Annotated in this window: 17 protein-coding genes; 8 read left to right on the plus strand and 9 right to left on the minus strand. The window is 53.8% G+C overall.

Annotation, left to right across the window (positions count from 1 at the left end; all coding sequences use genetic code 11):
• Nucleotides 1–34 precede the first annotated feature (34 nt).
• The 3 genes from NI000_RS06985 to NI000_RS06995 all read right to left on the minus strand — a co-directional run bounded on the left by NI000_RS06985 (nucleotide 35) and on the right by NI000_RS06995 (nucleotide 3,094).
• A complete protein-coding gene (locus NI000_RS06985; protein ID WP_253409037.1) occupies nucleotides 35–1,264 on the minus strand; it encodes an FAD-dependent oxidoreductase in 1,230 nt (409 codons plus the stop codon).
• A gap of 60 nt (nucleotides 1,265–1,324) precedes the next feature.
• Nucleotides 1,325–1,915: a TetR/AcrR family transcriptional regulator gene (locus NI000_RS06990; RefSeq protein ID WP_253409039.1), complete on the minus strand. Its 591-nt coding sequence runs from the start codon at nucleotides 1,913–1,915 to the stop codon at nucleotides 1,325–1,327.
• A 192-nt stretch (nucleotides 1,916–2,107) separates the two neighbouring features.
• The gene (locus NI000_RS06995) at nucleotides 2,108–3,094 is read right to left on the minus strand and encodes an ABC transporter substrate-binding protein (RefSeq protein ID WP_253409041.1); all 987 of its coding nucleotides are present in this window, start codon (nucleotides 3,092–3,094) and stop codon (nucleotides 2,108–2,110) included.
• Between the two features lie 243 nt (nucleotides 3,095–3,337).
• Here NI000_RS06995 and NI000_RS07000 point away from each other — a divergent pair, with 243 nt between their 5' ends.
• From NI000_RS07000 to NI000_RS07010, 3 genes are all read left to right on the plus strand, one after another.
• Nucleotides 3,338–4,072, plus strand: a complete 735-nt coding sequence (locus NI000_RS07000) for a TylF/MycF family methyltransferase (RefSeq protein WP_253409043.1) — start codon at nucleotides 3,338–3,340, stop codon at nucleotides 4,070–4,072.
• Nucleotides 4,073–4,344: 272 nt separating this feature from the next.
• A complete protein-coding gene (locus NI000_RS07005; protein ID WP_375540951.1) occupies nucleotides 4,345–6,495 on the plus strand; it encodes an alpha-amylase family glycosyl hydrolase in 2,151 nt (716 codons plus the stop codon).
• Between the two features lie 178 nt (nucleotides 6,496–6,673).
• A complete protein-coding gene (locus tag NI000_RS07010; protein WP_253409047.1) occupies nucleotides 6,674–8,416 on the plus strand; it encodes an alpha-glycosidase in 1,743 nt (580 codons plus the stop codon).
• 355 nt (nucleotides 8,417–8,771) lie between these two features.
• Here NI000_RS07010 and NI000_RS07015 read toward each other — a convergent pair whose 3' ends face one another.
• The 3 genes from NI000_RS07015 to NI000_RS07025 all read right to left on the minus strand — a co-directional run bounded on the left by NI000_RS07015 (nucleotide 8,772) and on the right by NI000_RS07025 (nucleotide 12,329).
• A complete protein-coding gene (locus NI000_RS07015; protein WP_193394410.1) occupies nucleotides 8,772–9,617 on the minus strand; it encodes a sugar ABC transporter permease in 846 nt (281 codons plus the stop codon).
• Nucleotides 9,614–10,927, minus strand: a complete 1,314-nt coding sequence (locus tag NI000_RS07020; RefSeq protein ID WP_253409049.1) for a carbohydrate ABC transporter permease — start codon at nucleotides 10,925–10,927, stop codon at nucleotides 9,614–9,616. The genes NI000_RS07015 and NI000_RS07020 overlap by 4 nt, the downstream gene beginning before the upstream one ends.
• A 94-nt stretch (nucleotides 10,928–11,021) precedes the next feature.
• Nucleotides 11,022–12,329: a sugar ABC transporter substrate-binding protein gene (locus NI000_RS07025; RefSeq protein ID WP_253409051.1), complete on the minus strand. Its 1,308-nt coding sequence runs from the start codon at nucleotides 12,327–12,329 to the stop codon at nucleotides 11,022–11,024.
• 559 nt (nucleotides 12,330–12,888) lie between these two features.
• Between NI000_RS07025 and NI000_RS07030 the strand changes: the two genes are divergently transcribed.
• Together NI000_RS07030 and NI000_RS07035 are read left to right on the plus strand one after the other, a co-directional pair.
• Nucleotides 12,889–13,914, plus strand: coding sequence for a LacI family DNA-binding transcriptional regulator (locus tag NI000_RS07030; protein WP_253409053.1), 1,026 nt, complete (start codon nucleotides 12,889–12,891; stop codon nucleotides 13,912–13,914).
• Between the two features lie 14 nt (nucleotides 13,915–13,928).
• Entirely contained in the window at nucleotides 13,929–15,887 is a 1,959-nt protein-coding gene (locus NI000_RS07035) for a glycoside hydrolase family 15 protein (RefSeq protein ID WP_253409055.1), read from the plus strand.
• Between the two features lie 100 nt (nucleotides 15,888–15,987).
• On the opposite strand, the gene NI000_RS07040 is transcribed toward NI000_RS07035, so the two are convergent.
• The 3 genes from NI000_RS07040 to NI000_RS07050 form a co-directional block, all read right to left on the minus strand.
• Entirely contained in the window at nucleotides 15,988–17,376 is a 1,389-nt protein-coding gene (locus NI000_RS07040) for a family 16 glycosylhydrolase (RefSeq protein ID WP_253409057.1), read from the minus strand.
• A 163-nt stretch (nucleotides 17,377–17,539) separates the two neighbouring features.
• Entirely contained in the window at nucleotides 17,540–19,294 is a 1,755-nt protein-coding gene (locus NI000_RS07045; RefSeq protein WP_253409059.1) for a sensor histidine kinase, read from the minus strand.
• Nucleotides 19,291–19,971, minus strand: a complete 681-nt coding sequence (locus NI000_RS07050) for a response regulator transcription factor (protein ID WP_253409061.1) — start codon at nucleotides 19,969–19,971, stop codon at nucleotides 19,291–19,293. Before NI000_RS07050 ends, NI000_RS07045 begins: the two co-directional genes overlap by 4 nt.
• Nucleotides 19,972–20,174: 203 nt before the next feature.
• Here NI000_RS07050 and NI000_RS07055 point away from each other — a divergent pair, with 203 nt between their 5' ends.
• Genes NI000_RS07055 through NI000_RS07065 form a run of 3 tightly spaced genes read left to right on the plus strand, consistent with a single transcriptional unit; the run spans nucleotide 20,175 to nucleotide 22,327 of the window.
• Entirely contained in the window at nucleotides 20,175–21,212 is a 1,038-nt protein-coding gene (locus tag NI000_RS07055) for an AI-2E family transporter (protein ID WP_253409063.1), read from the plus strand.
• 5 nt (nucleotides 21,213–21,217) lie between these two features.
• The gene (gene pssA, locus NI000_RS07060) at nucleotides 21,218–21,763 is read left to right on the plus strand and encodes a CDP-diacylglycerol--serine O-phosphatidyltransferase (protein WP_253409065.1); all 546 of its coding nucleotides are present in this window, start codon (nucleotides 21,218–21,220) and stop codon (nucleotides 21,761–21,763) included.
• Nucleotides 21,764–21,793: 30 nt separating this feature from the next.
• Complete coding sequence (locus NI000_RS07065; protein WP_253409067.1) at nucleotides 21,794–22,327, plus strand: DedA family protein; 534 nt, start codon at nucleotides 21,794–21,796, stop codon at nucleotides 22,325–22,327.
• The last annotated feature ends 261 nt before the right edge of the window (nucleotides 22,328–22,588 follow it).

Here is a 22,588-nt window from a genome sequence, read left to right on the forward strand (position 1 = left end):
CCGATTGTCAAAGTATATCTATTTGATGCCGGTCTTACCTCGTAAAATACGAAGTGTTCACGTCCACCTGCTGAACGCCCATAGCAATCTTATTCCTCATCTGGAGAAAAAGCGGCGTCCGGCGCATCATCGGCGCGAGCATGCGCCGCAGTCTGAGCAGCGCCGGGGCCTTCATGGCGATCAAGCGGGCCTGCATCGCTTGCATGCTCTGAATTTCAGCCACCGCCGGCTTGCGGTAAAGCTCGTACGTTGTCAGAAGCTCGGCGGGCACAATGCCGCAGCCCCCGGATTCCAACGCCTTCATCACCGTATCGTGCGCGATGACCGCATCCTGAATGGCCAGACTGTTGCCCTGCCCGGAAAACGGCGAAGCGATATGCACCGCATCTCCAAGCAAGAGCAAGCCGTCCTTCACCCATGTATCGGTCATGCCAACCTGAATATCCAGCACCGAACACTGTTTAAAGCTCCTAAGATGATGAGGCAGCACGTTCTGCAGATCCGGCTCGACGGCAATCAAAGTGCGGACAAAATCCTCGATTCCTTTTTTCACGAGCTCCGGATACGTCTTTTTCGGAATCACCCAGCCGACCTGTACTTGATCCTCGCCTTTTGGAATATAGATCAGCATGCCTTCATCTTCGATTTGAATTTGCAGCGGGTACTCCTTGCCCGGAACTTTGGGCATATCGAACCACACGAAGTCGAACTCAAACTTCCCCATCGTTTGGCTTAAGCCCGCCAGCTTGCGAATCGTGGAGTGGCGCCCGTCCGCCCCGGCGAGAAGCCGGCAGCGCATTTCGAGCTCTTCGCCCTCGTGATTTTTCGCAATCAAGCCGTGAACTGCACCCTCCTCTTCGATCAGGTCCGTCACCGCCGTCCCTCCGAAGTACGTAAAGTTAGGGTAACGGGCTGCCTGCCGGATGAAAAATTCCAGCAACGGAGGCTGCGGAATGTTCAGGCCGTAATTGTAAGGCGACTCCAGCTCGTCGAAACGAACCTCGAACAACGTCTTGCCGTGGTCTACGAACGTAAATTTGGACACATGCTGATGCGGAATATGTAAGATGTCCTCCAGCACACCGATCTGATCGAACACCTTAACGACGGACGGTTGAAAAAAATACCCCCGGAACTCGCGATCCAACCGGTTATGCCGTTCCAGCAGCGCCGTTCTCACGCCGCTCCGCGCAAGCAAATAACTGAGCATGCACCCTCCAGGTCCGGCTCCGACAACCGCGACGTCCACATCGATTATTTTCATAACAAACCAGCCTCCATTTTAGCTTATTAAGTATTTAATTAATTAAATGGTTAAAAAAATTTACGCGACGATTTTCAAAAACTGCTTGACCGAGGTCCGGATATACTCCGTACTCTGCGTGTCATCGTCTGCGAACCGGGCGGTCATTAAGAAATAAAAAACCATCGACGTCTGCACATTGCGGATCGCGACCAGCAGCTCCTGCGGGTCCAAACGAACCAGCGGCGCAACAAACGCATGCAGCAGCTCGACGCCTGTTCGTATAATTTCTTCCACCCGGGCACGTATCTCAGGATTGCGCTGCGCCTCGCCGAAGCACATCACGATCAAGTCCTGCTGCTCGCGCAAATTGCGGAACAAGGCTTGAAAATAGGCCGTCAAATTGTGCTCTAGCGAAGCTTGCTTGTCCATGGCCGCCAGCGCTTGCCGAATGGAATGCAGGAGCGTGTATTTGTCCAGTATGGCCCACAGCAAATCTTCCTTGGACTGAAAATAATGATAGATCAGGCCATCCGTAACTCCCGCTTCCTTGGCAATGTCCTTGGTCGTGCTTTCGCTGAAGCCTTTGCGGGAAAACGTCCGGAGGGCGGCATCGATCAGCTTGCTTTTCGTTTCCAACGCCTGCTGCTGGCGGCTTGTTCTTGTTTTCATCGGTACTCATCCTTTTGCGCAATGGAATTCACATTCATTAAGTGATCACTAAGCAAAATGATATATGACCCTGTCGGCTTTGTCAATCTCCGTAGAAAGCCCGGCTCCTAGGAAAACCTCCCTCCGATGCAAAAAAGCCGGGCTTCCTAATCTAAAAACAGGAAATCCGACTTTTTTGCACCTGAGCGGATGCTATTTCACTTCAAAACGCTTCAAGATGTCGTCCAGCAATAAATTGGCCGCTTTAATGCCGCCCGCCGTGTTCCAGATCGTCTCATTCACCTTGAACACCTTATTATTTTTGGCGACGTTTAAGTTTTTAAATACCGGACTGTCGAACCATTCTTTCGCTTTGTTCGAGACATCGTTTTTCCCTTTGGATTCGGATACCCAATAGAACAACATGTCGCCATCCATGAGATCCATTTTTTCCTGCGAGATCATTTCGGCAAACTCCGGCTTGTCCTGAGATGCCGGACGGGCGAACCCGAGCTGCTCCAACAGCACGCCGCTGAACGTATCCTTCTTGTAGATTTGCGTGCCTTTGAACGAGAATTTGACGATGGACACTTTGCTCGCCAATTTCGGTCCAAGCTTGGTTTTGGCGTCAGCTACGCGCTGATCGAACTCCTTCAGCGCTTTCTCGCCCTCGGCTTTTCTGTTCAGGACGTCCGCATAGAACGTGAAATTGACTTTCCAGCGTCCCGAAAGCTCTTCGGAAAATACCGTTGGCGCAATTTTCGTCAATTGTTCGTAAATTTTTTCGTGCCTCACTTTGTTGCCGATAATGATATCGGGATTGAGCTGGGCAATCGCTTCGAGATTCGGCTGATCCTCATAGCCGAGCACCGCAACGCCGTCCATCTCCGCTTTGATATGATCGTGCCAAGGCTCGCCTTCCCAAGATTGAATGGCTCCGACTGGCTTGATACCCAGCGCGAGCACGGCTTCCGTCCCTTCGTTCGTCAAGACGACGACGCGCTTCGGCGTTCCCTTGATTTCCGTCTCCCCCATGATGTGCTTGATCTTCCGTACCTCGTCCGCTTTGGCCGCAGGTGCGGATGAAGAAGCGGCTCCCTTACTCTCCGTGCCGTTAGCTGCGTTCCCGCCCGTTTCCGACGCCTTCGTTCCGCAGCCCGCAAGGACGATCATCATGCAAAGCAGAAAAAAAGCAGACATTCTAAATCGAAACTGTTTTAACAACTACGCTCTCCCCCAATGTGTTTAATAAACGGCTGCCACAAAAAAATGATAATGATTATCATTGTCATGAATGAAATTACCTGATATTAGCTGTTTTGTCAATACATTTTCGGCTGTGCCGGCCCTCCCCGACCACACGTGCAGGACAAACGCTCACACCTTGCCGGTGGAACCGAATATATTGGATTTAGCGGAACGACACCGAGAGGAAGTGGGAGCATGCCGAGCGATACGGCGAAAGAATTGTATCTCGAGTTGCTGAAGAAAACGATTTTGCATGAAATATGGCTGGAACACGAACCCGGCGCTACCTTCGAGAACCGCAGGCAAGGCTTGGACTGGCCGATGCTCGCGCACAGTATGATCGGCAGGCTGCGCATGGACAGCTTGCATCGGCATATGGATTCTGTCCTCGCGAATAACATCGAAGGCGATTTTATCGAGACGGGGGTATGGCGTGGCGGGGCATGCATCTTTATGAGAGGCTTCCTGAAGGCGAACGGCGTGAAGGACCGACGCGTCTGGGTAGCCGATTCGTTCGAAGGCTTGCCTGCCCCGGACGAAGCCCGCTATCCCGTCGATAAAGGGTCTGTATTCCACGAACAGGAGTTTCTGAAAGTCTCGTTATCCGACGTGATCAAAAATTTTCAGCGGTACGATCTGCTGGACGATCAAGTGCGCTTCCTGAAAGGCTGGTTCGAAGATACGCTGCCGACGGCTCCGATTGAGAAAATCGCCATCGCCCGGCTGGACGGCGACATGTATTCCTCGACGATGGACAGCTTGACGAACCTGTACCCCAAAGTATCTGTCGGAGGCTATGTCATTATCGACGACTATTCGATCGGTTATTGTTCGGCCGCGGTACACGATTACAGGAAGGCGCATAACATCGAAGAGCCGCTCATTCCGATCGATACGACCGGCGTGTATTGGCGCAAGACGAAACCGTAAAGGCTCGCGCCGCATGAGGGGCTGAAGAAAAAAATCTCTCGATTGACAAATTCATGCAATCGAATTTACAATAATCTTGTAGAAAATCAACATAAGGGCCATGCATTTTTTAGACCGATATCGTTATCGGTTTGAAAAACAACCCCGGTATCTCTTAGGAGACGCCGGGGTTGTTCGCTTTAAAGGGGGTGACTCATCGGAAGCCGGATCAAACGACAAAATGTAAGCGTTTCATTTTTTTGCACACACTTAGGAAGCAGGAGGACATGATATTGAAAACATTCCCGAAATTTCTTGCAGCCGTTCTTGCATTGTCGCTGACCGCAGCCCTGCCCCCGCTTTCGCCGGCGGCATCGGCTTCTCCGGATACGTCCGTGTCCAACAAACAAAACTTTTCGACGGACGTCATTTACCAGATCGTGACCGACCGGTTTTCCGACGGCAATCCGGGCAACAATCCGACGGGGAATGCATTCGACGGCACCTGCAGCAGCAATCTGAAGCTGTATTGCGGCGGCGACTGGCAGGGCATCGTCAATAAAATCAATGACGGCTACTTGACCGGCATGGGTATAACCGCAATCTGGATTTCTCAGCCTGTCGAAAATATTTATTCCGTCATCAACTATTCCGACGCGAACAGCACCGCCTACCATGGGTACTGGGCGCGCGATTTCAAAAAGACCAATCCCGCCTTCGGTAACATGACCGATTTTCAGAACCTGATCAACGCCGCTCACGCCAAAAACATCAAGGTCATTATCGATTTTGCGCCGAATCATACGTCCCCGGCCATGGAGACGAACACCGCCTTCGCGGAAAACGGCAAGCTTTACAATAACGGCGCCTTGGTCGGAAGCTATACCGGAGATACGAAGCGTTATTTCCACCATAACGGCGGAACGGATTTTTCGACGCTGGAAAACGGGATCTACAAAAACCTGTTCGATCTTGCGGATCTGGACCATAATAACAGCTTCATCGATACGTATTTTAAAGAAGCGATCCGGACCTGGCTGGATCTCGGTATTGACGGCATCCGGGTGGATGCGGTCAAGCATATGCCTTTCGGCTGGCAAAAAAATTGGATGGCTTCCATCTACAACACGAAGCCCGTCTTCACGTTCGGCGAATGGTTTCTGGGCACAAATGAGGTTGATCCCGCCAATCATCATTTCGCCAACGAAAGCGGCATGAGCCTGCTCGACTTCCGGTTCGGGCAAAAAGTGCGGCAAGTGTTCCGCGACAATGCGGATTCCATGCTTGGCCTGGACGGCATGATTACCGGGACAGCCGCAGACTATGCCCAAGTGAACGATCAGGTGACTTTCATCGATAACCATGACATGGACCGTTTCCAGTTGTCGGGCACAAGCAACCGGAAGCTGGAGCAGGCGCTTGCCTTTACGCTGACATCCCGTGGCGTACCGGCCATTTATTACGGAACCGAGCAGTATATGACCGGGAACGGCGATCCGAACAACCGGGCGAAGATGACCTCGTTCTCGACGGCAACCACCGCCTATAACGTCATCAAGAAGCTGGCCCCGCTCCGCAAGTCGAACCCGGCGATCGCTTACGGAACAACACAGCAGCGGTGGATCAACAACGACGTCTATATCTACGAGCGCAAATTCGGCAGCAGTACAGCTGTCGTTGCCATCAACCGCAGCCTGACCTCCCCCGCCTCGATCAGCGGGCTCGTTACTTCGCTGCCGGCAGGCACTTACACCGATGCGTTGGGAGGACTGCTTAGCGGTGGCGGCCTGACGGTAGGCAACGGCGGCGCCGCATCCTCGTTCACGCTGGCCGCCGGCGGAGTATCCGTCTGGCAGTACACGGCTGCGCAAACGGCTCCGGCGATCGGACATGTCGGCCCGATGATGGCGAAAGCCGGCAATACCGTCACCATTGACGGCAGAGGCTTCGGCTCGACGAAGGGCACGGTCTATTTCGGCACGACGGCCGTTACCGGCGCCAATATCGTCTCTTGGGAGGATACCGAGATCAAAGTCGTCGTACCGGCGGCCGCAGCGGGCAAATACGGACTCAAAGTCAGAACGGCCGGGGCTGCGGACAGCAACGTGTACGGCAGCTTCAACCTCCTGACCAAAGAGCAGGTCAGCGTTCGCTTCGTGGTGAACAACGCCTCGACGACGTTTGGGGAAAACGTTTATTTGACGGGCAGCGTGAGCGAGCTCGGCCAATGGGAACCGGCCAAAGCGATCGGTCCGCTGTTTAACAAGGTGATGTACGCTTATCCGACCTGGTATTACGATGTCAGCGTTCCTGCGGGGACGGCCATCGAATTTAAATTTTTCAAGAAAAACGGCAGTTCCGTCACCTGGGAAGGCGGGTCCAACCATACGTTCACCACGCCTTCCAGCGGTACGGCAACCGTAACGGTGAACTGGCAGCCGTAATGCGGCCGGATTGCAGCCGGCAAAAAAACTCGGCGAGTAAGTCGAATCACTCTTGAGTTTCCGCCGAAGAGATGCTATAGTATTGCTAAAATTAAAGGCAATGCTACCAAGCAAAAAGGTACAACCTCGTATTTCTATCGGGGCTGTGCCTTTTTTTATTGCCAAGGAGGATGCCATCATGTTACTGGAAGCTATTTACCATCGTCCAAAATCCAACTGGGCTTATGCCTATGACGAGCACACGATCCATCTGCGCCTGCGCACCAAGCGGGATGACGTCGAGCGGGTCGCCTTGATCGTCGGCGACAAGTACGCGTGGGACCAGACCGTCGAAGAGCTCCCCATGACCAAGTGGGTCAGCGATACCCTCTTTGATTATTGGCATATAGCGGTCCAGCCGCTCATGCGCCGTATGAAGTACGCCTTCCGGCTGGAATCGGGCGAAGAAACCGTCTGGTTTGTCGAAACCGGCATGCTGAGCGATGCGCCCAAGGACAGCATCAAAATGTTCGATTTCCCTTTCCTGAATCCGGCGGACGTATTCACGCCCCCGGCTTGGGTCAAAGATGCTATTTTCTACCAAATATTCCCTGAGCGCTTCGCCAACGGGGACCCGGACAACGATCCGGAAGGCGTGGAATCGTGGGGCGGCGAGCCGACGCCCAAAAACTATTTCGGGGGCGATCTGCAAGGCGTCATCGATCATTTGGATCACCTGAGCGCGCTTGGCGTCAACGCCATATATTTCAATCCGGTCTTCAAAGCGACCACCAACCATAAATACGATACCGCCGATTATATGACGGTAGACCCTCACTTCGGCACGAACGAGACGCTGAAGAAGCTGGTCAAGGCTTGCCACGAACGCGGCATCCGCGTGCTGCTGGACGCCGTCTTCAACCATTGCGGGCACACATTCCCTCCCTTCCTCGACGTCAAGGAAAAGGGAGCGGATTCCCGTTACGCCGGCTGGTTCCACGTGCGGGAATGGCCTCTCGACGTCAAGGAGGGTATTCCGACTTACGATACGTTCGCGTACGAGCCGATCATGCCCAAGCTGAATACCGAGCATCCCGAAGTTAAAGAATACTTGCTGAATGTAGCCAAGTACTGGATCGAAGAAGTGGACATCGACGGCTGGCGTCTGGACGTAGCCAATGAGGTCGATCACCGCTTCTGGCGAGAATTCCGCCACGTCGTGAAGAAGGCCAAGCCTGACGCCTACATCCTCGGCGAAATTATGCACGACTCCATGCCATGGCTCATGGGCGACCAGTTCGATGCGGTGATGAACTATCCGCTGACGAATATCATTATCGAGTTTGCCGCCAAGAAGGAACGGGACGGCGCAAGCTTTGCCAACGCCTTGGGCGCCCTCCTGGCAAGCTATCCGCAGCAAGCGAACGAAGCCGCCTTCAACCTGCTCGGAAGCCACGATACGGTGCGTCTGCTGACCCTTTGCGATGAAGACAAGCAGCGGATGAAGCTGGCTACGCTGCTTCAATTCACGCTGACCGGCACGCCCTGCGTCTATTACGGCGACGAAATCGGCCTGACCGGAGGCTACGATCCCGGCTGCCGGAAATGCATGGAATGGGACGAGGCGAAGCAGGACCGCGAGCTGATCGCGTTCTTCCAGCATGTCATCGCGCTGCGCAAACAATACGAAGCGCTACGCACGGGCGACCTGACCTTCCGGTTTGCGCAGAAAAACGATATGCGCCTTGCCTATGAACGCTCGCTGGGCAGCGACCGTTTTATCGTCGCCGTTAATGCGGACTCCACAGCCAATACGCTCGTGTTGCCGGTCACTGGCCGTCATTGGAGGGACCTAATGACCGAAGAAGACCTGATCGCAGACAATGGCGAATTGCATCTTCACTTGCCCGCGAACGGCTTCCGTCTTCTGCTCGCGCAATAAGAGCGGCCCACCGCCAATGGCCGTACGAAAAAAAGGACAAGTTCCGCAAAAATGCGGGACTTGTCCCCCAGTGTTTAGAAAGTGAGCTTCTACAAAAATAGAGAAGCATACGGAGGTGGGGTATCCACTGGAGAAGCGATAGCGGCCGCCTTTGTCTTCGGGAAATGTCCGCTACTAAGCGGCTTCCAATCAAATTTCCCGAGGACAACAGCGGTCGGAAGTGGATACCCCACCCTTTCGTAACCCTCTATAATCCTGTTTGTCCTCTTTCTCAATAAACTCAGGGACAAGCTCCGCAGATGCGGGACTTGTCCCCTTTCCTTTTGTTGCTTCGATTTGTCTCCCAACTCATACCTCAGCCTTTGCTTGCCCCTGCTGTCAGCCCTTCCACGAGGAAACGCTGCAAATAAATGAACAGGAGCGAAATCGGAACCGCGATCAGCACGGCCGCCGCCGCAAACAGCGTAAAATTGCTGTTCTGGTTGCTGCTGATCTGGTCGTACAGGCCGACAGCGAGCGTCCATTTGTCTCTTGTGCGCAGCACCATCCGCGCGAAAATAAAATCGATCCAAGGGCCGACGAACTGCGTCAGCGCAGCATAAGCGAGCATCGGCTTGGAGAGCGGAAGCATGATTTTGACGAAGATCGTAATATTGTTCGCCCCGTCGATTCGCGCCGCTTCATCCAGACTGCGCGGGATCGTATCGAAAAAGCCTTTGGCAATAAAGCTTCCGAGCAGCGGAGCGCCGAAGGAATAGACAATGATCATCGCCAGATGCGTATCCAGCAGATTCAATTCCTTCAGCAAAATATAAATGGCGATCAAGCTCATGAAGCCGGGAAACATCCCGAGAATCAACAAGGTGGACAGCGCGGTTTTGCGTCCCTTGAACCGGAACCGGGACAGCGCGTAGCCGCACAGCAGCACCATTAACGTCCCGAAAATCATCGATAAGGTTGCAATTTTGAGCGTATTCCAGTACCAGGTGCCGAACAGGAAGCTTTTGGACGTGAACAGCTCCGTATAATGCTCGAAAACGAATTGCTCGGGCAGCAAAGTTTTGCTGTACAAGGAACGGCCCGGCCGGAAGGAGGCCAGAATGACCCACAGCGCCGGATATAAGCAGCATATGCACGCCACGATCAGAAACAGATAGCTGAACGTCAGCCGAATCGCATTGCTTAATTTTCTCCCTATCATTGGATCATATCCTCCTCCCGGAACGAACGGGTCCTGCGATAATTGTAGATCGAGAACGAAGCGATGATCAGGAAAATGATAATACCGACGGCCGAGGCCATGTTGAACTGGCTTTGATTCAGCGTCAGCTTATATAACCAGGTGACAAGAAGGTCGGTTGCGCCCGCATATTGATACTCCCCTTCGACCGGATTACCGTCCGTCAGCAGAAAGATCGCATTGAAGTTGTTGATATTTCCCGCAAACTGCGTAATGAGAATCGGAGCCGTCGTGAACATGACCATCGGCAGCGTAATGATTCGGAACTTTTGAAACGCAGTCGCCCCGTCCACTTCCGCCGCCTCGTACATATCGCGCGGGATCGTCGTCAGCACACCCATGATCAGCAGCATGGAAACGGGCACGCCGACCCACATGTTCACGACGATAACCGTCACCTTGGCCCACAGCGGGTCCGTCAGCCACGGCAATTTCCCCAGTCCGAAATACGATAAATATTGGTTGATCGGTCCGAACTGGCCGTTGAACAGATTTCGCATCACCAGCAGAGAGATCAGCTGCGGAATAGCGTAAGGGATGATCATGATCGTCCGCCAAAACCCTTTGAAGCGGATATCCTTTTGCTGAATGATCAGGGCCACCAGAAACCCGCCGAAAAAGGTCGTGACGGTCGACAATACCGCCCAAATGATCGTCCAGCGCAAGACGCCGAAGAACGTATGGCTCCAAGTCTTGAGTCCGACAAGGTCCTTAAACGTCTGAAACCCTACCCAGTCGACCAATTTGGCCGGGGGCATATGGTTCGGAGAAGAATAGTTCGTGAAGGACAGCAGAATCATAAAGATAATCGGCATGACGGTAAAAAACAAAATGCCCGCCGCCGGCAGCATCAGAAACGCTTCCGCAAATTTTCTGTCCCGGATAAAGGCAAGCGACTGAATGAAATTATTCGGTCTTCCCCCCGCTTCCCGCAGCTTTCCGACGAGATACGCATCCTTGACGACAAGCACGTACAGAAGGATGAACAAGGCAAGTACCAGCAAGGTAATGACGCCCTTGATCAACAAAAAGATGGAGTGGTCGCCGGGAACCATTTTGGCAATACCGTTCACCTTCTCCAGATGCATCGCCTGTTCGCCAAGCGTTACAATCCCCCACAGCGCCTGGCCTAAATTTTGGACGAAATACTTCAGCGCCGCCGCCTCGATGAGCAGCAGCACCAGCCCTTTGAGCCATTGCCGGTTATACCATTGTCCTAAGCCTAATCCGATGCATGACAGCACCGCTGCGGTGATCCGATGTTGAGACATAGTACGACGATGCTCCTCTCCCCGAAAAAAAATTTGGAATCACCCGCCGTATTCGCGACGGGTGAACCCTTTGTCCGGCCTCCCGGTCCGTCCGTTATTGCTTTTTGCCGCTGCTGATGAGCTCTTTCAGACGGGTAGCCGCCGTATTGAGCGCCTCTTTCGGATCTTTGCCGTTGTTCCATACTTCCGTCAGCGCAGAATCAAGCGGATTCCAGACGCTGTCCATTTCCGGGATCGACGGCATCGGCTGCGAGTTTTTGAACTGCGCGACAAAACCGGAGATCATCGGATCGTTCTTGATTTGCGGGTCCTCTTGCGCCTCTTTGTTCGTCGGGATCGCTCCGACCTTCTTGTGCAGCAGAAGCTGCGCTTCTTTGCTGGAAGCGAATTTGGCGAACAGCTTGGCCGCGTTCGGATATTTCGAGAAGGAGTTGACGTACCATGCTTTTACCCCGGAGAACGATACCGCCGGCTTGCCTCCGATCGTCGGAATCGGAGCGATGCCGAGCTTGTCGCCAAGCGCTTTCTTGTAGCCGGCCAGCTCCCACGGACCGTTGATGTCCATCGCGACATCGCCTGACGTGAACAGCCCCCGCTTGATGTCCGGGTTGATGTCGCCGGATTTCACGGGCAAAATTTCTCTCAAGCTGGAATACACTTTCATCCCTGCTATTGCGCCTTCGCTGTTTAAGCCGATATCGGTTTTGTCCGTGCCGTTTTTGCCGAACAGGTATCCGCCCGTCGAAGCGATGAACGGATAGTTGAAGTACGTATTGCCGGTTTCCCACATGATGCCGAATTTATTTTTGTCTTTGTTCGTGAACGTTTTGCTGAACGCAACGACGTCCTCGAACGATTTCGGAGCTTCCTTCACCAGCTCTTTGTTGTAGTACAGCGCATAAGTTTCAGCGGCCCGCGGGAAACCGTACAGCGTGTTGTTGAAGGTAACGGCTTGAATCGCGTTGTCCGTATTGTTTTTCCTCGTTTCCTCGGCAAACGAATCGTTCGGCAGAATCAATTGCGCCGATGCGGCCCGGCCCAAATGGTCGTGCGGAAACACCACCACGTCGGCGCCAACGCCTGCCGGACCGTCGTTAGTCAGTCGGGTAACCTGGTCCGTCGGAGCGATTTCGTCGATCTGAACCGGAATATTGTATTTTTCGGTAAACAGCTTCGCTATTTCATCAGTGAACACGCGTTCATCTTTGCTCTCCCAGATTACCAGCTTGGCGCCCGTTTCCGGTGACAAAGCACCCGCTTCTCCTGCTGCCGCCGGCGACTGGGCGTTGTTGTTCGCGGCCGGAGTCTCGGCTTCCGGTTTGTTCGTGCCGGAGCAAGCTGCCATCGAGACGGATAAGGAAGATACGGCAACCAGCGCCAAGAGCTTTTTCTTAAATTCCATTTTTTTGAGTACCCCTTTCAGATTCTAAGATAGTCGTCCTGCCTTCGCGCTTGCGAAAATCAATTCGCGCAAACCTTTGCACACCGAGCTGCAATACTTGTTAAAAACAACTTAACTTCCGTCGACATTCTAGTTTGGAAACGCTTCATTCACAACACATCATACCTCGTGCACGAAAAATTGTAAAAACGTTTGCACACGCCATTTTAGCCGATTTTGGCAAAATTACTCGCTCTGGTCCCCCTAATCCTTCCATTTTCTCAAGTTTCCAGCATTTCAAGCCGTAATTCAGGGAAAACAAACCATTTTGTGATCATTTTGAAAACGCATATTTACAACTTCCCTGCTTTTGCGCTAACATTAAACCTAAAATAGAATGCACTTGTGCATGCACTTTTGTTCAAACGTTTGCACAAAATCGCATTCTACATTTGGCGTCTCGGATATGTTACCATGGGGAACATACGCAGCCTCATTCCTGCAGGACAGCGTCCTGCTGCCAAACATCCCGCAAGAAAGCGGCTCTCCTATCACCAGAACATCCGGAGGTTATGGATCCATGGCAATCACGATCGTCGACGTCGCCAAAAAAGCCGGTGTTTCCCCTTCCACCGTATCGCGCGTTCTTTCCAATCATCCCCGGATCAGTCCGGCGACCGCCGCCAAGGTGAGGGAAGTGCTGAAGGAGCTTGGCTATCACCCCAACATTATGGCGAAGAGCCTCGTCTCCAAAACGACAAATACCATCGGTTTAATTTTGCCCAGACCGGCGGAAGAGCTGTTCCTGAACCTGTTCTTCTCCGAGGTGATCCGCGGCATCGTTACCCAAGCGGCACGCACGGGGTACGATCTCATGATGACGACGGGGACAACGGAGCGGGAAGAGCTCGAAGCCGTTACCCGGCTTGTCAAAGGCCGGCGGGTCGATGGCGTGATTTTGCTGTATTCGCGTCAAAGCGATCCGCTCATTTCGTTCATGCTCGAGCACGGCTTCCCTTTTGTCCTGATCGGGCGAAGCGACGAATTTCCCGACATTTTGTCGGTGGACAACGACAACGTGCAGGCGGCTTACGATGCTACCCGCCACTTGATCGCCCAAGGGCACAAGCGCATCGGATTTGTGAGCGGCCCGCCGAATCTGATCGTTTCGGGCGACCGGATGAAAGGATATTTGCAAGCGCTCAAGGACGCCGGGATCGAAGCTCGCCCCGAATGGATCGTCGAAGGGGACTTTTTGCAGGAAAGCGGCTATCGTGCGATGTCGTTTTTCATGTGTCTCCCCGAACGTCCGACGGCGCTTGTGACGATTGACGACGTCGTCGCTTTCGGCGTGCTGCGGGGTCTGACGGAGCTCGGCTACAAGGTTCCGGACGATCTCAGCCTGGTCGGCTTCAACAACATCTCGTTGTCCGAGCTGTCGACGCCGCCGATCAGCTCCATGGATATCGGGATTTACCAGATCGGCTACACCGCTTCGCAAACGCTCATCCGGGCCGTAAAAGGCGAAGCTATGCCCCAAAAGCGCGTGATCATTCCCCACCGCCTGATCGTACGGGAATCGTCCCTCATTCAAGCTAAAGACTAGGAGAGATGCAGCACATGTACACAACGAAAAAGCCTTACTTGATCGACGCGATCGTCGGAAATTCCCGTTTTCTCGCCTCCCTGGGCCGCACCGGCCGGATGTACCGCCTGTGGTGGCCGCATATCGACTACCCGCAGCATGTGGACGAAATCCGCAGCGGCCTGTACATTGAGGGGACCACACCGGGGACGACTTGGTTTGACGGCGAGGAAGACGGCTGGCGGCACGAAGCCTCCTACGTGCCCCGGACGAACATGTTTAAGACAACGGCCGTTTCCGAGCGCTTCCCGCTGTCTGCGGAAACGGTCGATTACGCCGTTCCGGGCGAAGATTTCGTCGTCCGCCAGTATACATTCATGAACCGCGGCGAGACGCCGGTATCGTTCCGCTTTATGTATTACTCGTCGTTCCGCTCGATGGAAACGCCTTTTTACCATACGACCCAGTTCGATGAAGCGCACGATTCGCTCATGCACCTGCGGCACGAGTATATTTTTTCGGTCTCCAGTTCAAACGTTTGCACAGGATATCAAGCCGGAGCTGCCGTGTGGGAAAACGCGCAGAGCGGCCATTTAAACGGGAACGGGATCGACATGAAGCCGGACGGCGCGCTGTGCTGGCACATTGAAAAGCTGGAGCCGGGTGCAACTGTCGTGGTGCCCGTGTACATTGCCGCCGGGCAGACGCGCGAAGCCTCCCAGCAATCGCTGTCCAAAGCCAAAAGCCAACCGCATACGTACTGGTACGACTTCACGGAGAGCTACTGGCACCGGTTCCTGAACGATGCCGTGCCAGCTCCCGGATCGCGAAGCGAGATTCGCGAGCTGTACGAGCGTTCGCTGCTGGCGATGAAGCTGATGAGCGACGAGAAGTCCGGCAGCGTCGTGGCCGCTCCCGAATTCGACGAGCAATTTTCCCGCTGCGGGGGCTACTCTTACTGCTGGGGCCGCGACGCCGCGTTTATTACGACGGCGCTGGACCGCGTCGGCCTGACGGAGTTGTCCGCGAAGTTTTACGAATGGACCCTCACGGCCCAGGACCCGGACGGCTCCTGGCAGCAGCGGCATTACCACGACGGCCGGCTGGCTCCGTCCTGGGGATTGCAGATCGACGAAGGCGCCTCGATTATTTGGGGCATGTGGCAGCATTATCTGCAAGTCCAAGATGAAGCTTTCCTGCAAAACGTATGGCCGGCCGTCGAACGGGGCGCCCGCTTCCTTACCAGCTACATCGATGCGGAAACCGGCTTGCCCGCTTGCAGCATGGACCTATGGGAAGAGCGATTCGCCGAGCACACGTATTCGGCGGGTGCGGTTTTTGGCGGCTTGACGGCGGCAGCCTCTTTTGCCGAACGGCTCGGCAAGCCGGAGCTGGCAAGCGAATGGAGCCTCGCGGCGGAGCGCATCCGCCAGTCGATCGGTGAGCTGTGCTGGAACGAGGAGAAAGGCGCCTTCTACCGCGCTTTAAAGCTGGCGGTGCCGGAGTCTGTATATCGCGAAGCCCAGCAGCAAGGACTCGGCACCTCCGTAAGCGTCAATGCAAAAGGGTATACGACTTACTTTCTGGAGCACGACCCGATCGTCGATATCAGCCTGATCGGCATCTCCGTTCCATTCGGCGTCTTCCCTGCCGACGATCCGCGAGTCGTCCGCACGGCCGATACGATCGAGCAATACTTGACGTCCCCCGCGGTCGGCGGCATCAAGCGTTATGAGAACGACCATTACATCGGCGGCAATCCGTGGATCTTAACGACGCTGTGGCTGTGCCATTACCGCATTCATCGCGGGCAATACGCCGAAGCCAAGTCACTCCTGCAATGGGCGCTCGATCACCGGACGGCGGCAGGGCTGCTGCCCGAGCAGGTTGACAAGCAAACGGGAGAAACCGCTTGGGTCGTTCCGTTGACTTGGTCGCACGCGATGTTTATTTTAGCCGTCACCCTGCTGGCGGAGCATGGACAATTGGATTAAACTATACAAGCCCTTGGTTCTCCCGACGGGAGCGGCCAAGGGCTTGATTTATGTTCCGGGACATTTCGCTGTGAATACGGCGGTTGGTTGCCTGACGCGTTTACCTTGGAGCGGGATATTCGTTCAATCCGGCCCAGCCGGTGCCCGGGCCGATTTCCCCGGTCTCCCCATTCCCTGCCCGGACATCCTCCTTCTCCAGAAACGGCGTAATTTTTACCCAATCGATGTACATCTTGTCGGTGGCAAAGTTAGGCGTTCCTGCCCATTCCTTAGGAAACCAGACGCCAAGCCAAAATTTCGAGGCCGCCCGGGGAACGTTCGTATAGCTCGTATAAATCAGCTTATTGTCGATGTAGAAATCGACTCTCTTCGGATCGGTATGCCAATCGAGCCGGTACACATGCCAATTGCCGTCGATCTGCTCCGGAAAGTCCGTCACCTGCGAAGTATTCCGCGCTTCGACGACCCAGGTCGTCGTCATGATCTTTCGGAGGCTCTTGTCACCGGGCGCTTCGAAGTCGATCTCATGATTAACCTCGCTGTTATTGAAAAAAGTCCAGAAGGCGGACACCGCGCCAAGCTTCGGCAATATTTTGGCTCTCACTTCATAGCTTCCTGACGCATAGGCATATTTCGTCACGATGGACGCCCCGGTTCGTTTGCCGTCCGCCCGCGTCGAGCCGTCCCGGTTAATTCCCCGAATCGGTCCGCTGTAAAGATCGCCGTTGCCGGTTAGCTCCACGATGCCATCCCGAGTGATGGCCACATTGGCCGGAAGCACGCCGCCGTTCACGTCTTGACCGCCCCATTGCTGCTTCGCAATCAGCCATTTTTCAGGGTCGATGCCGTTCTTGAAATCGTCGAAGAACACGCCAGGGGGATGCGGCGGCGGGAGCGGACCTACCGACTTGACCGGCGGATCTTCGTCCGGCAAGCTGCCGCCGATCTTGAGAGCGACGTCATCGACATAGGCGAATTTGCCGTTGTCCGGATTTTTGTAAACGTAAACCTGCACTTTTCGGGTGCCGGGAACCGTCCGGAACGAGAGCGACTTCTTCTCGTAAGCCGTAGATTCGAAGCTCATCATAAATTTGCCGCCCGCCAGCTTCTTGTCGGTGGCATCAAGGCAGTCCGCTCCGATCCAGGCTTTTTCACCCGGGGTGCCGGCTTTGCCCGCGCCGCTTAACGTAACGATCGTATTTTCGCCTATCCCGTCAATCTTTTGCCCCATGCCGCCTTCAGTGGGACCAAGCTTCAGTGCCTTGGCTCCGCTTTGAACGTCGGTGGTTACGACGGTTGCCGATCCCCAATCCTCCCAGTCGATCTTGCCCTGTTCGAAGCCTCCGTTTTTCACCAGATTCGTATCAGCCGGAAGCGGCCCTGCGGCGAGTGACGGCGCCGGGACGGAATAGATCAATGCCGAGAGCATGGACAAACCCAGAAGAGCGCTTACAACAACGCGAAAACTTCGATTGGTCTTTTTATTCACAACGCAACTCCTCCCTTCCATCATTTGGACTATCATAAGCGAGCCACCAGGAATGCGTCAACCTTTTCTGTAAATAAAATGAAGAAAAACACCGGTCTTGTCGAACTCCGAACCCGGAGTCGATCCGACCGATGTTTTTTTCCTGCGTGACTTGCTTTCCGGCTTACAACATAAAATAAAAACTGACGCCCTTCTCGGTATTCGTTACCCCGTACCGGCTTTCGTGCAGCTCCAAAATATGCTTGACGATCGCCAATCCCAACCCCGTTCCGCCGGTTTTCCGGTTGCGGGACCGTTCCGCACGGTAAAATCGTTCCCAGATGTCATCCAATTGATCCTCGGGAATGTTCTCTCCCTCGTTGTCGATGGAGACTTTAAGCCGTTCCCCGTCGCTCTCGATGCGGACGGTAATTTCACTGCCGGGCACGGCATGACGGATCGCATTGATCAAGATGTTGAACAGCACCTGCTCGACTTTGGATTGATCCGCATAAACAGGATGCTCGCCCGCAGCCATGTGAACGACCTTCAATCCCTTTTCGTTCAAATGATGCGACAGCTTGTCAACGATATCCTCGATCAGCTCGCTTACCATAAACCGGCTCTTCTTCAGCTTGATGGTCTTCGATTCCAGCTTGGTCAGCTCCAGCATATCTTTGACGAGATCTTCCATTTTTCCCGTTTCGTCCAGTATCACTTCCAGATATCTTTCGCGCTTGCTTTCGCTAATGCCGTCCCGCAGCCCCTCGGCGAACCCCTTGACAATGCTGAGCGGCGTTTTCAATTCATGGGAAGCGTTGGAGACGAACTCCTTCTGCCGCTGCTCCATCCGCTGCTTCTGCTCCATATCCGCCCTAAGCTGCTCGTTAGCCTGATGCAGCTCCTTTAACGTATGATCGAGCGATTCGGACAAGCTGTTCAAACTGTGGGACAAGCTGCCGAACTCGTCGCTGCTCTGGATGGGCGATTTGGCGGAGAAGTCCAATTTGGCCATGCGCAGCGCGATTTTATTAAGCGTTAGGAGAGGCTTGGTCACGAATTTGGAGAAAATCAGCGAGAGCAGCAAAATCAGTATGATGCCCCCAACCCCGATATACAGGTAAAACAGCCGCAGCGCATCATATGCCTCGCTAATCTGCTGCAGCGACGTGATCGCGAAGAGCAGCTCGCTCACTTTGCCCTCACGCATCACGGGCTGAACCGCGATAAAGCTGCGCACGCCGGTAATCGTCTCCGTCCATTCCTTTTCGATCATCCGGCCGCTCTGCAATTCGGCTTTCTGGTCATCGGTAAGCGGGAACCAATCGTCAATAGCAAGGTATAATAAGCCCTGGCGCAAGTTCCATATATTCGGGCTGGGCAGCAGCGCGTCCGTTATGACGCCGGAAATTTGCTCCAACGGCCCCTCAATGCCGCTCGTTTCCGCGTTACCGATGTCCTTCATTCCGGCTTTTTTTATGACGACCGGATAGATCAGGTCTTTGGCCTGATCGTCCTCGTATACGCCCTCCACCTGTATCCGGTCGCCGCGCTGCAAATGGGCCGCCAGCAATTCCTTCTGATCGGAATCGGACATCAGCATTAAGGAAATCTTGACCGAAGCGCCTTTGTCGTCACGGATGACGATGCGAAAAAAATTGTCGTACTTCACTTTTCCTTCCAGATTCAAGATCGCGAGCTGGGCTTTATTTTGGCTGATAAACAGCCCCATCTCGCGGGTGATGCGCGGCTCGTCCCAACGGTTCGACGCATATTGCTCGCTGAAGGACTGCAGCTTTCTTTCCAACCCGTCCAATCGCTGATTCTGGTAAAATTTCTCGAAAAACAGCAACTGCCCGAGCAGAACGATCGCGTAAAACAACATGAAAAAAGACGCTGTGATCGCGAACAGCTTGAAGGTAACGCCGCCTCTTTTCATCGGTCCTCCTCAAATTTATAGCCGGCGCGGATGACGGTGCGGATATGCCGTGCCTCGTCCCCCAGCTTCCCGCGCAATTTTTTAATATGGGTGTCGACGACCCTCGGATCGCCGAAATAATCGAACCCCCATACCTGATTCAGGATCGCTTCGCGGGATAGGACGATCCCTTCGTTTTTAACCAAATAAAGCAGCAGTTCATATTCTTTGGGCGTCAGCTCGACCTCAAGCCCTTCCATTTCGACGCGGTGCGATCGTTTGTTGACGGTGACCCGGCCGAAGCTGAGCATATGATCCTCTTTACCGACCGTCCCCTCGACGCGTTTCATCAACGTTTTGGCGCGGGCGACGAGCACCTTCGGGCTGAACGGCTTGGTAACGTAATCATCGGCGCCCAGCTCGAAGCCGAGCATTTTGTCGTCGTCCTCCGATTTCGCGGTCAGGATGATAATTGGAATCGCCGATTTGGCGCGAATCCGCTTGCATACGATCCATCCGTCCAGCTCCGGCATCAAAATATCCAGAATGACGAGATCCGCATTCAGTCCATCCAGCATGTCCAATGCTTGCCTGCCGTTCTCCGCCTCGTAGACGGTCCACTGCTCCCTTTCGAAATAATCCGCCACAATCTCGCGAATGAGGCTCTCATCTTCGATGAGAAGAACTTTTCGTTCCATAGCGATGACAACTCCTGTTTATCCGGTAACGTGCTCTAACGTACTTACCTGTTCAATTATACATGAATCTTGTGTTTTTCGTGTGTCCCGGGGAGCAATTAAAACAAGAGCCTTCTTTCGCCGATAGGACACATGAAGTACACAACGGCGCGTTATAATGTCCGCAGACAAACTTGGCGCGTTCCCATCGAAAGGATGTTCGTATGAATATGATGGCCTTTCTTCAAAGAAAAGATGTGCGGCGCTTCGGCATTCTCGCGCTCTTCTGCCTGCTGTTGTTCTGGCTGAGAGGCATGCTGAACCTCATCTTGTTGACATTCTTGATGACGTTCCTCATGGATCGTCTTCATCACTTGGTCCATCGCTGGATTAAACCGATCATTCCTGTCGATTCCAAGCTGCTGCTATCCATTCTGTACGTTTTGCTTGTCGCCGTACTGGTGGCCGGGGGCTTCAAAGTGTTTCCCGCCCTGGTTCACGAAGTAGGTCAACTGATCGTAATCGTCAAGCACGTATACGCTCATCCGCAGAACGAAATCGTGAGCTATCTCGTCTCCGTCGTTCATCAGCTCGACCTTCACAGCATCATCAAGCCCGGATTGGATATGATCAAAAAGGTTGGCCATTGGGGCTTCGAATGGTTTCTGGCCGTCATTATGAGCTTGATTCTGCTGCTCAGCAAATCGAGCGTCATCCGGTTCACGCACAAGCTTCGGGCGAGCAAGATCGGATGGCTGGTGGAAGAAATCGAATACTTCGGCCAAAAATTCGTCCTCACCTTCGGCAAAGTGATCGAAACCCAGCTGCTGATTGCGCTGATCAACTGCGTGTTGACGACAATCGCCTTATGGGCGATGGGGTTTCCGAACCTGTTCGGCCTGGCGCTCCTAATTTTCGTTCTTGGCTTGATTCCTGTCGCCGGCGTATTCATCTCGTTGATTCCGCTGTGCGCTATCGCGTTCAGCCTTGGCGGTTTCGTCTATGTCATCTATTTAGTCGTGACGATTACTTTGATTCACGCCTTGGAAGCCTATGTGCTCAATCCGCGGCTGATGGCATCCAAGACGCATCTGCCGATCTTTTACACCTTTATCGTGCTCCTGTTCTCCGAGCATTTCTTCGGAATCTGGGGCCTGATCGTCGGAATTCCGACATTCGTATTTATCCTTGATTTGTTAGAGGTTCAAACGGTGGGACAGCCGATTCGCCTTGCGCTTCCCCCATCCCCTAAGGAGGAATGATCACAATGTTAAGAAAATCGATCCCGTTTGTGTTCGTAGCAGCGGGGCTGGGTATAGGCATGGTTTCGCTCCTGCTGGCGTTTCACGGCAAGGTGCTTTCTGCGGTTCTGCTGGTCGCGATTGCGGCCTTGCTGGACCTGTTCGGCGGCTATATTGCGGAAAAGCTGGAGCTGTCGGGCGAATTCGCTAAGGAGCTTCGTTCCTTATCGGAGCTGATTTCCTTCGGCGCCGCGCCGGCCATCATTATCTATGTCGTCGCCTTGCGTGAGCTGCCAGTATACGGTACGCTGCTGATCGGCTTGTTCATGGTATGCGGCGCGCTGCGGCTGGCCCGTTTCAACGTGAAAACCTGTCAAAACCGTTGTCATATCGGTCTGCCAATTACCGGAGCAGGCTGTCTGTTATCCGCATTTGCCTTGTGGAACCCGCCATCGCATCTTTTGGCGGTGACGGTGCTGGTCATTGTCGGGCTTTCTTTCCTGATGATCAGCACGATTAAGATTCCCGCATTTCGTCCAAACAAAGCCGTGTACGATACCGAAAACGTCTAGCACCAACGGCTGGAGAGGAGCTGTGTCCGCATGCAATTTATACAGGAGATGATCTTACAGTACGGATATATCGCTTTATTCTTCAGCCTGGCGCTTGGCATTGTGGGCTTGCCTATCCCCGACGAGCTGCTGATGACCTTTATCGGTTATCTGGCGTCGGTCGGTATGCTGAATTATTCGATCTCGGTCGCCGTCAGTCTCGCGGGAGCGATGACCGGCATGCTTTGCAGCTACGCGCTTGGCCGCAAGTTCGGCAAGCCGCTGCTGTGGAAGCATGGCAAATGGATCAAACTGACCCCGGAACGGCTGGAAAAAGTGGAAGCATGGTTCCAGCGTTACGGGCCTTGGACGGTCAGCTTTGGCTATTTTATTCCTGGCATCCGTCACTTGACCTGCTACTTGTCCGGCGTTATCGGCATGGGCAAGCGCAAATATTTGCTGTTCTCGGCTGTCGGCGCGTTCAGTTGGTGCATACTTTTTATCTCCATCGGCTATTTTATCGGGGCGCAGATCGACTTCTCGCATTTCCATGCGTCGCTGATGCACCGGTTTTTCTCGAAATAAGAGCTCGGACAAGCTATAGCGGAAACGAAAAAGGCACGCTTATGAGGGCGTGCCTTGAGCTTGTTGAGGAAGTAGTCAATTGAGGTAATAGAAGTTACGAGGGGGGTGGGGTATCCACTTCCGACCGCTGTTGTCCTCGGGAAATTTGATTTGAAGCCGCTTAGTAGCGGATATTTCCCGAAGACAAAGGCGGCCGCTATCGCTTCTCCAGTGGATACCCCACCTCTGTATGCATCTCTATTTTCGTAAAAGCTCACTTTC

This window comes from Paenibacillus tyrphae, assembly GCF_024158745.1.
Lineage (GTDB): Bacteria > Bacillota > Bacilli > Paenibacillales > NBRC-103111 > Paenibacillus_G > Paenibacillus_G tyrfis_A.